Origin of the sequence: Microcystis sp. M049S2, assembly GCF_020245625.1 — a bacterium.
GTDB classification, from domain to species: domain Bacteria; phylum Cyanobacteriota; class Cyanobacteriia; order Cyanobacteriales; family Microcystaceae; genus Microcystis; species Microcystis ichthyoblabe_A.
Window position 1 is genome coordinate 1 of sequence record NZ_JADBUN010000288.1, and the last position, 14,478, is coordinate 14,478.

Below are 14,478 nucleotides of genomic sequence, written 5' to 3' on the forward strand. Positions count from 1 at the left end.
CGCTAACCTTAAAACAGTTAGTAGTCGCTTAATTAGACAAGAATTTCCGGATTTGGCGGCAAAGTATTTCGACAACAAACCCTATTTTTGGGCGGGAGCTTATTTCGTGGCTAGTTGTGGCGACGTTACTGTCGAACAACTAAAAAAATACGTCGAGAACCAAAACTCCCCGAAAGTGGAAACGCTACCGCGTTAGTTTTATTCTGGTCGCGATTCATCTCGCTCCATTGAGATAGTTTTGATTCCCGCTCTGGCCCGGTCGGGAGGAAATAATACCAATTCTCCAAAGTCTGACTACAGAAGTTTAATCCCCCTAAATCCCCCTTAAAAAGGGTGACTTAAATTCGATGTGTAGTTTTCATTTAGAGAAATGGTATAAGCATATTCCAGAAAAAGGGTTTTTTTGAGAAACCCGTTTTCTAACTGATAACTCAAAAAGATTGGGATTGAATGGCTGTGATTACCACCGTATTGATAATATCGGGAACGGTACAACCGCGACTGAGATCATTGACGGGTTTTTTTAATCCCTGTAGGATTGGACCAATCGCTAAAGCTTTCGTTTCCCGCTGTACGGCTTTATAAGTATTATTCCCTGTATTCAGGTCAGGAAAAATAAACACCGTTGCTTGGCCCGCTACCTCTGACCCCGGCATTTTTTGGGCAGCTACTTCCTTATCCACGGCCGCATCGTACTGAATTGGCCCTTCTAGCTTCAAATCGGGGCGTTTTTCCCTAGCGATTTTGGTTGCTTGTCGTACTTTTTCCACGTCTTCTCCCTGGCCTGATTGACCTGAAGAATAGGAAAGCAGGGCGATTCGAGGTTCAATTCCGAATTTTTGGGCGGTTTCGGCAGAAGATAGGGCAATTTCGGCTAATTCCTCGGCACTGGGGTCAGGATTCACGGCACAATCCCCATAAACCAAGACTCGATCCTCTAGACACATAAAAAAGACCGAGGAGACGATCGCACAATCGGGCTTAGTTTTGATAATCTGGAGTGCAGGCCGAATCGTGTGTTGAGTGGTATGCACTGCCCCCGATACCATACCATCAGCATCGCCTTGATACACCATTAAAGTGCCAAAATAGGAGACATCCTGTGCATAATCCCGGGCCATGTCGAGATTCATTCCCTTGGCTTTTCTCGCTTCGTAGAGGGTCTGCACATAGCTTTCAAAATGGGGACTAGCCACGGGGTCAATAATTTGCAGGCGATCGAGATCGAGAGTGATACCATGTTTTTTAATCACCATTGCAATCTCGTCTGGTTGTCCCAAGAGGGTTAAATCGACGATATCCTGTTCGATTAAAACTGTGGCCGCCTGGAGGATGCGCGGTTCAGTCCCTTCGGCCAAAACGATGTGACGTTTTTGCGCTTTGGCCTGTTGTACGAGATTATAGGTGAACATCTTCGGGGTAATCCCCTGGGTCCGCAAAGTGCGAATTTGCGCTTCTAGGCGATCGAGATTGATGTTACTGTGAAAAAGCTGCAGACTGAGGTTAATTTTATCGTAGTCCGTCGAGGTTAGGGTGGTCCGCACATCGTGGATGCGTTCGGCCGTGGTGTAGGTATCGGTGGTGACGGAGAGAATCGGTAAGGGATCGGGCAAACCGTCAATTAAACGGGCGATCGAAGGATTGAGGTTATGACCTGCTGTTAAGACTATACCAGCTAATTGGGGATAATTGGCCGATTGGTGGGCCTGTAACATCCCGATAATCACATCGCCGCGATCCCAAGGGGTGATAATTAAGCTATCTTCTTTTAGCCGCTCTAGGGCATTTTGCATCTGCATGGCCACCACCAGAAAGTTACTGGCTAAACTATCTAATCTTTGCTGTCCGTAGAGAACTTTTGCCTGTAATTGTTGGGCGATTTCTGCTACTCGCGGGCTGCTCAGTTTGGCATTGTGGGGAATCACTCCTAGGGCATATTCTTGGGGGGGAAAAATTTTAGTTAGGGTTTTCCGTAATTCGTCTATTTTTTCCTCTTCAGCTTGGTTGATAATAATCCCAATCACCGTACAACCTTTATCTTGGTAAGTGTCGCAGGAAATCAGGATCGGACTAAGGGCATCTTCGATACTGCGATTGTGGGCATTACCTAATATTAAGATGGGATGGCCGAGATTTTTGGCGATTTCTGTATTTAGTTCAAATTCAAAGGCGGAATTTTCTTGCAGATAATCGGAACCTTCACAAAGGATAAAATCATATTTTTTTTCTAAGTTTTTAAACTTTTTGATAATTCTTTCAATGATTTCATCAAATTTTTGTTGTACCAATAAATCCTTAACTTCTTCGTAACATAAACCAAAGGCCTCTTCGTAGGTTTGTTCTAATTTAAAATAATTGAGGATTAAGTCAATGTCTTCATCCCGATGACCTTCGGAACAGTCGAGAACAATTGGCTGGAAAAAAGCAACTTTATTAGTTTTGCGGAGAATTAAGTCAATAATTCCTAAAGCTACTAACGCTTTACCGCTTCCCGTTGCCGTCGTGCTGATATATAAAGAGTTAGTCATGGGTAGAGCAGAATAATAACAGGAGTGGGATTTAATTGGGCCACCCCAACCTTGAGGTGAGCGATTGATCCCCCCTTAATCCCCCCTTGATCCCCCCTTAATCCCCCCTTAATAAGGGGGGCAGCGATCAAGTTGTCTATAAGGGCGTGAATTGTTGGCAAATTTTCAGTAAACTATCTTTATTTGTTGGCTAATACAGCGATTTTATCACACAGCGATCGCTGTTTAAATATCTACTAGAGAGTGATCGACTATCCCTTGTAATATAGCAGTTATTTTGTCTGATTGCTGTTCACTGGTAACATTTTTTCCATGAACTTGATTTAATTTCCTCGGACTAAAATAAAGACTCCATCCAATCCTATCACCGGCTTTCCAGCTAAGGCTTGGTTTTTCATAAAGATTTAAGCTTATCTCCCTCGGATTGCCATTAAATTTTAACTAGAAGCAATTACCCCAGATTGTTGAAACCATTGGCTAATTCCGGCGGCTAAAACTTGCGCTAATTGTTTTTGTGCCTGAGTATCGGTAATCCATTCAAATTCTTGAGGATTACTCATAAATCCTAACTCTAATAACAAAGAAGGACTACTATAGGGACGAGTTAAAGCTAAATTATTCCAAAATACTCCATAGGAAGGACGGTTAAGATTTTTGGTTAAATAATCGTGGAGAAAAACCGATAGATCCGCTGCCTGGGGATGATACCAAAATATGCCGATTCCTTGAGTATTTAAGGCATCTCCATCATCAGGCAAAGCATTATAGTGAACCGATAGTGCTAGGGTTGGTTGCAGATTATTAATCATCTCTACCCGTGCTGGTAGGGATAGTTCGATGTCAGTTTCTCTGGTTAAATAAACTGTTGCCCCTAATTTTTCTAACTCCCGTTTAATTAATTTAGAAATAACCAAATTAATCTCTTTTTCCGTGTAACCCGTTGGACCGACAGCACCGGTTTCTTTACCTCCATGTCCTGGATCTAATAAAATAACTTTGCCCTGTAAATTAGCACTTTTTTCCGGGGGATGACGCAGGGTTAAGATTAAATTTGTCCCCTGGTAACGAAGACTATAACCCCACTGTTGTTTTTGGTTAAGATTAAAAGTGTATTCTATCGTGGTCGGGTTGATTTGTCGCCAATCTAAACGTCTTACTAAAGGATTATCCACTAGAAAAATTGTATCGGTTTGGGCAATGGTATTATAAAGAGTCAAAATAAATTTATCATCCTCTTGTCTCACGGCGATGGGTACAGGATGGGAGAGGGGGAAAATAATTTCCGTTGCTTGATTGATACTGCGAGAAGAGAGACCGCGAATATTAGCATTATCTAGGACTTCATTAACTATTAAACGGGTTTCTCGCTCTAAAATCCAACCACCATAATCTAACCGTAACCAATCCCCTTCTTTCCCAGTGACTCTCGCTTTCGTGCCTTGGGGTAAAGGAGTTAAACGGGAATAATTACTACCCGGCCCCGTGCGAGCTACTCCTTGGTCTGCTATAATTTCAATCACTGGTAAATTTTGATCGCTAATAATGTTAATTTCTCCTTGACCTTGTTGGCTAATCGAGCGATTATTTAATTGTGCTGTAAAAATAGGTTTTCCTAAGTTAGCCTCTTGCTTAAACTGCTGACAACCTCGATAGTAACCAGTTTTATCCTCGGAATTCGCTTGATTAAGATTAGTTAAAACTGCGGCATTACTAGGCAGTTTTGTGGTTTGAGTTTGGGGTAAAAGAGGTAAGATTTTATCTCCTAACTGCACAGAAACCTGAGCTTGGGGAGTGGCAATCGCACTAAAACAAATCCATTCCCCCACTAACCTCGTCTTATTGACAGAAGGACTGAGAGAGTTATCAGCAAAAGCTAATTCGTGGGGAATAATTGCTTGAGTATCTAGACGAATTATTTGACGATTAATAGTTTGGTTTTGATAGCGAATAGTGAAATTATTTTCGCCAACTTCTAGGGGAAAACTAGGGGCAAAATATCCTTTAGCACTGCGTTGAATCGGTTGATTATTGAGCAAAACTTGACCCGATGGAGGTGCAGAACCAATAAAAAAGATTTTCGAGGCCGTGGTTTGATGATTATCGGGGGGATAAACAATCATTAATGAGGTAGATTTAGCGCTGATGCTGTCATAAAAACCGATTAATAGCACTAAAACTAAACCGATTAAGATATTTTGCCCAAAAGTTCTCACCCTTAACCAGAATGGCCCCATATTATCCCCCTCTTAGCTGACAAATATTATACTAGGACAAATTCTGGAGGTTTGTTGTTCGTCTTATCAGTTGCACTGCATTTAAACTGCCTGTGGAAAATAGTAGTACAAATGCTCGAACCCCCACTTCCCCATCACCCCCCGCAACGCGCACGCAGTGACCACCCCATCACCCCATCTCCCTAATTCATAATTCATAATTCATAATTCATAATTCATAATTCATAATTCATAATTCATAATTCCCACACCCTGTTTTTGACCCTCATCCCTTATGATCAATATAGATTAACTTTTGTAAAGGAATCGGAGTTATGGCTTTAACCGTTGGAACAATCGCACCGAACTTTACCACCACCGACGATACTGGAAAAACCGTTTCCCTGTCGGATTTTCAAGGTAAAGTCGTAGTTTTATACTTCTATCCCAAAGATGACACCCCTGGCTGCACCAAGCAAGCGCAAAGCTTCCGGGATAACTACGAACAATACCAAGACAAGGAAATAGTAGTCTTCGGGGTGAGCAGGGATGGCCAGGGTTCCCATGCACAATTTAAAGAAAAATACAGTTTACCATTCCAATTGCTTGTAGATACCGATGGTGCTATCACCAAAGCTTATGACGTCGATGGGGGTGGCTATTCTAAGCGCGTCACCTATATCATCGATGCAGAAGGCAAAATTAGCCATGTGGATGACAAAGTGAATACCGCTAGTCACGCATCGGATATTCTCTGTGTGGTCGGTTAGTTTTTTCTAAAATCTTTTCTGGGTGTGTTAGGGGGGCCTAATACACCCAATGTTTATCTTCTAGTTTACTAATACAATCGACCGCGCCAACTTTGGGGACGGGTAAAAGCAGAGATAAAAATGCGAATAACTGCCAGCGGATCCGCGAGGGGAGATAGCCAAAATAATCCCGAAGATAGATTGACTTTTTCGCCGCGATAGTAGCTAGGAGAGACAGCCAATAAAAGGGCAAAACGAATCAATAACAGCAGCAGGTTTAAAGTCAAAACAATTTTTAAACTCAGGAAATTGTAGCCAAAAATCAAAGCTGTGAGCAGTAAAGGGGTGATAATTATCGGTAATCCCTGAGTAAGAGCTAATAAAGCTAAATCGCCCCATAATTGCCCCTGATAGGAGGCATCTTTGAGGTCAAGAGATCTGCCCCATTCGCGCCAAGTTTCCTTAAGTCCTTCGTACATCCGCACGCGAATCAACTTCGCCCCATCGAGAAATCCCACCCGATAGCCTTTCGTTGCCGCTAGACGGGCCAGGGTGACATCATCGCAAAAAGAACCTTTTGCCCCGCTATAACCGTCTAAAGCCGCTAAAACTGACCGCCGGCAGAGAAAACATTGACCATTGGCCATGACTCGTTCCGGATCTTGCCCGCGCACTCCGGCCGCATCAAAGCGATAGAGCAAAGTCATCAATAAAGCCGGCTGTAACCACCATTCTCCCGGATAGGAGAGGATAAATTGCGGCGATAGGGAAACTAAATCATAACCTTCTGCGATCGCAGCTTTAACTAAACTAGCCACTAAATTTGCTTGGGGTTGGGTATCGGCATCAATGCCCAAAATCCAGTCACTTTTAGGAGAACTAAACAAAAAACCATTGTGTAACGCCCAGGGACGACCTACCCAATCGGGGGGCAAAGGATAATCGGTTTTCAGGCGAAAGCGGGGGTCTTTTGCCGCTATCTCTTTGACTTTTTCCCGCGTACCATCTTGGGAATTGCTATCGACAATCAGAATTTCTCGCACTTCGTAACTCTGTTGACTCAATCCCCTTAAACAACCGTCAATCCTGGCCACTTCGTTTAACGTCGGCACAATCACGCTTACTGTCCCTAACATCTCCGGGGTGGGAGGTTGGGGAGTCAGGGGAGGACGACGACGCGCCCCTTTCAGCAGACGGGAAAGAAGGATAAAAAAGGCAACAGCCTGAGACAGCAGTAGCCCCAGGCAGAATGCACCGAGAATTATCTCAGTTAACAACTTATTTGGCTCCTCTCACCGAAACAACGGGGATTTTTAGGGTTGTTACTTCGCTGGTTGCCACTGTTTGCCCGGAAGCAACAGCCTTGGCGCGATTATAGAGGAGTATTAAAGGCAGAATACCGGTGAGTAATCCTAAGAAAATCGGCGGATAAATACCAGCACCGATACTCATGACCGTAGCAAAGCCAAAATTACCTAAATACATCACAAAAGGCAGGGTTAAATCTTGACTTGGCAGTTTCACCGGTTGCACTTGCCAAATTAAAGTGGCTACCGTCATAAAAACACAACCCGTACCAAACCAACCGGCAAAATTTTCATAGGGCATCCCAAAGAAGGCCCCCGGTTGTTCCCAAATCCAGAAGGGCATGGTAGTTTGACTCATGGCCGGATCTAGGACAAAATCCCATGAAGTTAATAATACCGCCCCGATAGCGATCGCTCCTAGATTTTGTAGCCACTGGGGTATCGCAAGAGTGGATAAACCAACACGAGCGATGATATAGGCACTAAAACCGAGATAAAACCAAGATAGGGGGATAGTAAAGGGCACTAAACCCGCAATTTTGTAACCTAGGCCCGAAAGATAACGATAATGACCGAAAGGAAAGCCGGTACTGGTTCCTAATAGTTCGCTACAAAGGGATAAACTGATAGCGGGAACCATGAATCCTAACCAGTGCCACACTCCTAGAGTCCGATAGGCATAAACAGCCACCGCTGCCATTCCTAACACCATATACACCACACCCCCCCCGGCCATTGACCAAGCAAAGGCGGTTTTGCCAAAATCCGGTAAATTGGCCACAAATTCGGGATGGGGCAAGACTAGCAACAATCCCGCTAGTCCAAAAGCCATCGATACAATATGACCGATGAGCAGAGCTTTTTCGATCGCAATTAGTCGTCTCATTAAATCTCTAGCACTGCGAAAGGATAATCATTTTCAAGTTTACAAATCTTTATTAAAGAATTATTACGCAGATCGGTCACTTTCGGCAAAAAAGTTTCACAGGGGCTAGGGATTTGCCTGTAGTAGTGGTTTAGGAGTCAGTAGGCGGGAGAATCAAGAACGAATAATAATCAGTTAAATGGTCTATAGCGTTTCTGATTCACAAGAGGTACATTCCCGATCCTGAACAGCTTAATCAGCAAAGGTTTAAGTGTGCCGCACAGATGCGAGAACTGCTATATTTAGAGATTTTATGCTACTTTATACTTAGTTTTTTTATTTTTTTCAACCCCCAAAAATTAATTATGCAAGGGGCAATGGCTAAAAATGCTGGAAAATATATCTTTAAAAGGATGCTTTTAGCCTAAAAAAAGGGCATTCTCAGGTTAAGTCCTCTCGATCACCCAGGGATTGCAGCAGTTCTTAAAAAAACTCTCTCCATCAGACTCACTATAATTAACACAGTAGCCTAGTTATGTCGGCAGAATCTAGACATCGGCGCCTACTTGCCAATCGATACCAACTGGTCGAGTTGATCGGTAGCGGTGCCATGGGACAAGTATATCGAGCGGAAGATAAACTCTTAGGTGGCGTAACCGTCGCCGTGAAATTCCTCTCGCAAACTCTCCTCAACAAAAGAATGCGCGAGCGTTTCGAGCGAGAGGCAACTATTTCGGCACTTTTAGGCGAAAAAAGTATTCATATTGTTAAAGTTCGTGATTATGGTGTAGATGAAAAGGATGTCCCCTTCTACGTCATGGAGTTTTTGCAGGGGGAAAGCATAGGAGAAATCATCAAATATCACCCGCTGCCTCTCTCGCGCTTCTTTCATCTCACCCGTCAGATTTGTTTCGGCATCGAATGCGCTCATAAGGGTATTATCTTCCAAGGCGAGATGTGTCCGATTATTCACCGGGACATCAAACCTAGCAATATTATCGTGATTCAGGACTCAGGATTAGGGGAATTGGTGAAAATTCTCGATTTTGGCATCGCTAAACTCATCCAGTCGGGAGAATCCCAAACCCAATCGTTTATGGGAACCCTAGCCTATTGTTCCCCAGAACAGATGGAAGGTAAAGAACTCGATCATCGTTCCGATATCTACAGTTTTGGGATCGTGATGTATGAGATGCTCACGGGAAAAACGCCCTTTTTTCCCGATAATTCCTCCTTTGGGGGTTGGTATGAGGTTCACCACTACGCTGAACCCCGTCCCTTTAATCCTAGCTTGCAATTACCGCCAGAATTAGAACAGTTAATCCTGCGCTGTTTAGCCAAAGCACCCAGCGATCGACCGCAAAGTGTTACAGATATACCACAACTTCTCGAACGACTCGAACCCCTAGTCAAAAATAATCAACCCAATAAATTGAATCGTATCGGTGAAATAGTCAAAAAAATCGACGATTACACCGCCAAAACTAAAACCCTTGAAGATTTAGATCAAACCGGTCTTGCTGTCGCTAATACTAAGGATATCTGTCTCAAGTCCATTTGGCCCGAGGACAAACCGCGCCAAAAAATCGTCTTCCCACGCTGTATCAAGGCTGCTGACGGCGTTTTTGCCAGTTTATGGGTAATGTTGGATCGAGAAGATATCCCCGTCCGGGTTGCTAGTGTCCGTTATAATCAATTTCTCTTCTTACCCACACCCCACCCGATGATTCTCTGGATTACTGTCCTCTATCATCGTCAACAGGGTCCCCGTTGGTTGCCCTGTTATTTGGACTTAAAAACCCCCCAGGGTCAAAAAATGACCAAAACCCTTGGCGAAACTGGTCAATACTGGATTTTATTTTTCTCCCTCGAAGGCGGCCCGATCTGTGAAAATGTGATCACCGCTAATATTCCCGCCAATCAATGCCAAATTTTGCAGCAATGGGTGAGAGATAGTCAATTAGCTCCAGTGGGCAGCCCGCAAATTAGCAAGCGGACGTTAAAACGGAAACTTGATGAACTTAAACCCAAAATTTTGGCCAAATTAGCCTCAGAATTAGCCCAAGGCACACCAATTTAACTTTCTAAAAAATCAAATCGGGGGGGTATTAACTAACCCCCTTTTTATCTATACTACTCACCCAGATTACAGAGGTCGATAGACACGGTAATCAATATTGGGGAAAATATTATCGATTTCCTCGACTTTTTCCAACCAACCAGAGTCAATCTTCTCCGATTTCACATCTTCATAGATTTTATTTAACCGCAGCAGGTGGGAACGAGTGCGCCGGACAGCATAGGGAACCATCGTACCAGTTCGCATAATAAAGGCCCAGTCAGAAGATTGTGCCAATAATAACTCCCGGGCTGCCTGATTTAAAGCCCGTTCCTGCAATTCATCCTCCGCTTCATGATGACTTAATTCAATCATCCGTTCCGTGCCTTTGTGTAGGTGAGGATAGATCCAAGCGTTAGTTTCATTTAGCCAGTATTCGTGAAAACCCTTATAACCCCAACTGGATTGGGAAGGACGACAGACCTGCTGATGGGGGTTAGACCGGAGATAATCGGCTAAATGGGTCATTTGGTAGATATTTTGGTCATACCAAGACTTGCGGAACAGAAAATCAATAAACCAGGGTCCCTCATACCACCAGTGACCGAATAACTCGGCATCGTAGGGAGAAACAACCAGGGGAGGACGGCCCATAATTCCCGCTAAACTCTCCACTTGCCGCTCGCGATTATACATAAAATTGCCCGCGTGTTCGGCGGCTTTTTCTTTGGCCCAGTAAGGGTCATAAAGCCCTTTTTCCGATAAACCACCGTCCCGGCTAGTGATTTTGTGGTATTTAATGCCTATATTCTTGCGTTGACCGTTGGGCATGATATAGGGCTTAATATACTCGTATTCCGCTTCCCAGCCCAAATCTTTATAGAATTCCCGATAAACTATATCCCCCGGATAACCGACTTGGGAAGACCACACCTGTTGGGAAGATTCATGGTCACGACCGAAAGCAGCCACCCCAGTTTCTGTGAAAATGGGCGCGTAACTGCCGTAACGGGGACGCGGACGACCGTAGAGAATACCGTGGCCATCGACGAGGAAGTAACGAATGCCCGCATCGGCTAACATTCTTTCTACCCCTTCATAGTAGGCACATTCCGGCAACCAAATGCCCTTGGGACGACGACCGAAATTTTCTTCGTAGTGTTGACAGGCCACCTCAATTTGCGCCCACACCGCTTGCGGGTACATTTTCATCAGGGGCATATAACCATGGGTCGCACCACAGGTGATAATTTCTAGGTTATTACTGTCGAGGAATTGTTTAAAGGCTTTGACCAGATCTCGATCGTATTTTTCCCAAGTTTGTCGGATACTTTGGAAAGATTCAGCGTAATATTCGGCTAAGTAGCGAATATGGCCATTATGTTGATTATGGTCGATTTCTTTAGCAATTAATTCTTCTAACTTGCCTAAGTGTTCTTCATAACGCTCTTGCAGTAACGGATCCCGCAGCATCGACACCAACGGCGGAGTCATGCTCATGGTCATTTTAAAATCGATACCATCCCGCTTGAGACCTTCAAAAACTTGCAGCAGAGGGATGTAGGTTTCTGTGATTGCTTCGTATAACCATTCTTCTTCGAGGACGTAATCGCTTTCGGGATGGCGGACGAAAGGGAGATGCGCGTGGAGAACTAGGGCAACATAGCCAAAAGCCATAGGATTTCTTCTTAGAATTAAGGAATAAAACTTTAAGATTAGGTTGAGTAGATTTTATACTATCTTAAGCTTCTACAATAAAGAATATGATAAAAGTCGATCGATCATCGATCGATCTCGTCAATCCCTAGGTTTACTAATTTTCCGATGCTCCCATCTAACGAGCCACTGACTGCTTTAGGAAGAGAGACGACAACGCCTCTCTCGATTCAACTTTTGCTGTTTGTTGATGACCGTCCCAGTTCTCAAGAAATTATCCGTCAAATTCAGTCCTATCTCCAGTCTTTAAAGTCTGATTACCCGATTGACCTACAAATCATCGAAATTCGCCAGCAGCCTCATTTAGTCGAACATTTTCGCCTTGTAGCTACCCCAGCCCTGGTCAAAATTGCCCCCGCCCCCCGCCATACCCTCGCGGGCAGTAATCTGGTGGAACAGTTTAAAAAATGGTTGGTACGCTGGCAAAAAGCGATTAAAGAGGAGGTCAAAAATCATCACGCTGAGGATGAACAACGTCAAGAGGTGGAACATTCGGGCGAACTCATCCGCATTGCCGATGAGGTTTTTCGTCTTAAACAGGAAAAGGAAGAATTATTAGAACAGTTGAAATTTAAAGACCAAATTTTGGCTATGTTAGCCCACGATTTACGCAGCCCTCTCACCGCTGCTTCCATCGCCGTGGAAACCCTAGAATTAGCCTATCATCAACCAGATACGGAGCGCAGTCTGCAATTACGAGAACAACTGCACCAACAGGCCCGCAAACAGTTCCGGATTATGAACCGTTTGATCACGGATATTCTACAAGCTTCTAAGAGCATGGCGGCGCAATTCACTCTCCACCAGAGTAAATTTTATCTGCAAGCTCTTTGTCAGGAAATTTTGTCTCAATTTACCGATACTTTTCAGGAAAAGACTTTAATTTTCCAAAGCGATATCCCCCAAGATCTGCCCCCCGTCTATGCTGATGAGGAGTTAATCCGACAGGTGATTATTAATCTCTTGGAGAATGGGATCAAATATACCCCCGCCGGCGGCGCAATTACCCTTTCTGTCCTCCATCGTACTACTCAAAAAGTACAAGTGAGCATCAGTGATACCGGCCCCGGCATTCCCGAAGAAAAACAAGAGCATATTTTTGAGGGTCATGTGCGTCTCAAACGGGATGAGGGTAAAGAAGGTTATGGCATCGGTTTATCGGTCTGTCGCAAGATTATTCGCGCCCACTATGGTCAAATTTGGGTGGATAGTGTCCCCGACCACGGCAGTAGTTTTCACTTCACCCTGCCAGTTTATCGCTAAAATGCTCGGCTAACCAATTATCAATGTCCCCTAAAACTAAGTCGGGGATTTCCCAGGGGAACAGATGGGCCGTATCTGGGTAACATTTCCACTGAGACAGTTTCAGGTTTTCGGCCGTTTCTTGGCTCGAGGCACTGGTAATATGGCGATCATTTGCTCCCGCCAGAACTAAGCAGGGAATTGTGATTTTGTCAAGAGATTTTAAACAATTGTAACCTTTTTTTAAAGCCCGATTTAAAGCGCGATTAGCAGCTGGAGAAGTGCCTAAGTAGGCGGGAACAGCATCTTGAGCGAGATATTGATAAGAAATCGCTTGATGTTGTGAAAAAAGGTACTGAAACAGGGAACGACGAGCAAAAGTATCAATATTCCAACGCCATCCCGGTTTGATCTGATTGAGAATTGCCGCCATCCCCGTCAAAACTAAATCTGTGGTGGTGATAGGAGGATGACTACCCCAAGGACGCGCGGCCGAGGCCACTAGAATTAAACCAGGAAAGCGATCAGGATGCCGCAATACTAATTCCAGTGCGATTATACCCCCCAAAGACCAACCGAGAATTAAACATTGCTGGATTTTTTGGCGATCGAGCAGTCCGATTAAATCCTCTAGATGTTCTTCTAGCTGAAAATCCCGGCGATAACGACTTTTACCGTAGCCGCGCAGATCCGGGGCCAGGGTTTGCCAGCGTTGACAAAAATGATCGGTAAATACAGACATACTGGCTGCCGAACCGGGATGACCGTGCAGACAGAGGATCGGATAGCCATTACCTTTGATGTTAACGTTTAGAGCGATCGACATTGAGCAGTTATCAGTTATCAGTTATCAGTTATCAGATTTGAGTTTTAAGTGAGCAGTATGTAAGTACCTAAGCAAAATTAATTACACACATCTAACCCCGCTCTTGCCTCTTGCCTCTTGCCTCTTGCCTATCTTCACTAGGAAATTAATTTTGCACGACTACTTATTAAGCGAGCAGTATTAAATAGCAGTTTCCTGCTGTCTTTTCACTGTTCACTGTTTACTGTTTACTGATCACTGATTATTGACTAGGATATATGAGCGATCGAGTCTCTGGTAAGTCATACTAGAGAATAGGAGAGAGTTGGTCTAGAGGTTGCGGGGTCATTTGATTAATGATTCCGAGGAAAGTCCGAACTCCCGAAAGACCACACTTGCTGGATAACGTCCAGTGCGCGTGAGCGTGAGGATAGTGCCACAGAAAAATACCGCCCCTTTTTTCAGTGATTAGTAAACAGTGATCAGTAAACAGTAACGAAAGTAAATTTACTGATAACTTTCCACTGATAACTGATAACTGATAACTGATAACTGATTGGGGGTAAGGGTGCAAAGGTGCGGTAAGAGCGCACCAGCAGTATTGAGAGGTACTGGCTCGGTAAACCCCGGTGGGGAGCAAGGTGGAGGGACAAAGGTTGGTCTTTTTCCTGTCCCGTTTTTAGGAACCGCTTGAGGTAATTGGTAACAATTATCCCAGATAGATAACCTCTATTCCAACAAAGGTAAAAGCAATTTTACTGCTGTTGGGAAATACAGAATTCGGCTTATGTCTGACTCTCTCCTTTATCAGTTATCAGTTATCAGTTATCAGTATTCAGTTATCAGTATTCAGGGCTCTTCTAGGTTCTGTGTGATAAGTTTAACTTACAGAGGATCGATCAATCTTTGTGTCCTTTGTGTCTTTGTGGTTCCTTCCACGCGCTCGCCAGAAAGAATGTATCTTAGAATACATTTTGCCCACCAAACCTAAGAG

10 protein-coding genes and 1 other RNA gene are annotated in these 14,478 nt (G+C 44.1%); 5 read left to right on the top strand and 6 right to left on the bottom strand.

Features of this window, described 5'->3' with window-relative positions; translation table 11 throughout:
* On the top strand, positions 1-196 hold a 196-nt coding region (locus IM496_RS21880), incomplete at its 5' end, for a transposase (protein ID WP_287663323.1).
* Between the two features lie 235 nt (positions 197-431).
* Here IM496_RS21880 and pta read toward each other — a convergent pair.
* The gene (gene pta / locus IM496_RS21885) at positions 432-2,528 is read right to left on the bottom strand and encodes a phosphate acetyltransferase (protein WP_194017582.1); all 2,097 of its coding nucleotides are present in this window, start codon (positions 2,526-2,528) and stop codon (positions 432-434) included.
* A gap of 437 nt (positions 2,529-2,965) precedes the next feature.
* Positions 2,966-4,762, bottom strand: coding sequence for an N-acetylmuramoyl-L-alanine amidase family protein (locus tag IM496_RS21890; RefSeq protein ID WP_194018400.1), 1,797 nt, complete (start codon positions 4,760-4,762; stop codon positions 2,966-2,968).
* A 314-nt stretch (positions 4,763-5,076) separates the two neighbouring features.
* Between IM496_RS21890 and IM496_RS21895 the strand changes: the two genes are divergently transcribed.
* Entirely contained in the window at positions 5,077-5,511 is a 435-nt protein-coding gene (locus tag IM496_RS21895) for a peroxiredoxin (protein WP_287663325.1), read from the top strand.
* A 68-nt stretch (positions 5,512-5,579) separates the two neighbouring features.
* On the opposite strand, the gene cruG is transcribed toward IM496_RS21895, so the two are convergent.
* Entirely contained in the window at positions 5,580-6,767 is a 1,188-nt protein-coding gene (cruG, locus tag IM496_RS21900) for a 2'-O-glycosyltransferase CruG (protein ID WP_194016948.1), read from the bottom strand.
* Between the two features lies 1 nt (position 6,768).
* Positions 6,769-7,683, bottom strand: coding sequence for a gamma-carotene 1'-hydroxylase CruF (gene cruF, locus IM496_RS21905; protein WP_104396384.1), 915 nt, complete (start codon positions 7,681-7,683; stop codon positions 6,769-6,771).
* A 514-nt stretch (positions 7,684-8,197) separates the two neighbouring features.
* Between cruF and IM496_RS21910 the strand changes: the two genes are divergently transcribed.
* Positions 8,198-9,742 (top strand): serine/threonine protein kinase, encoded by a 1,545-nt coding sequence (locus IM496_RS21910; protein ID WP_194016946.1) that lies wholly within the window; start codon positions 8,198-8,200, stop codon positions 9,740-9,742.
* A gap of 66 nt (positions 9,743-9,808) precedes the next feature.
* Here the strand turns inward: IM496_RS21910 and IM496_RS21915 are convergent, their stop codons facing one another.
* Positions 9,809-11,398: a glycoside hydrolase family 57 protein gene (locus IM496_RS21915; RefSeq protein ID WP_072926856.1), complete on the bottom strand. Its 1,590-nt coding sequence runs from the start codon at positions 11,396-11,398 to the stop codon at positions 9,809-9,811.
* A gap of 147 nt (positions 11,399-11,545) precedes the next feature.
* Between IM496_RS21915 and IM496_RS21920 the strand changes: the two genes are divergently transcribed.
* Positions 11,546-12,700 (top strand): histidine kinase, encoded by a 1,155-nt coding sequence (locus IM496_RS21920; protein ID WP_194016943.1) that lies wholly within the window; start codon positions 11,546-11,548, stop codon positions 12,698-12,700.
* Here IM496_RS21920 and IM496_RS21925 read toward each other — a convergent pair.
* Positions 12,678-13,505, bottom strand: a complete 828-nt coding sequence (locus tag IM496_RS21925) for an alpha/beta fold hydrolase (protein WP_287663329.1) — start codon at positions 13,503-13,505, stop codon at positions 12,678-12,680. The genes IM496_RS21920 and IM496_RS21925 overlap by 23 nt on opposite strands.
* A gap of 300 nt (positions 13,506-13,805) precedes the next feature.
* Between IM496_RS21925 and rnpB the strand changes: the two genes are divergently transcribed.
* Positions 13,806-14,287: RNase P RNA component class A (gene rnpB / locus IM496_RS21930), an RNA gene on the top strand.
* Positions 14,288-14,478 lie beyond the last annotated feature (191 nt).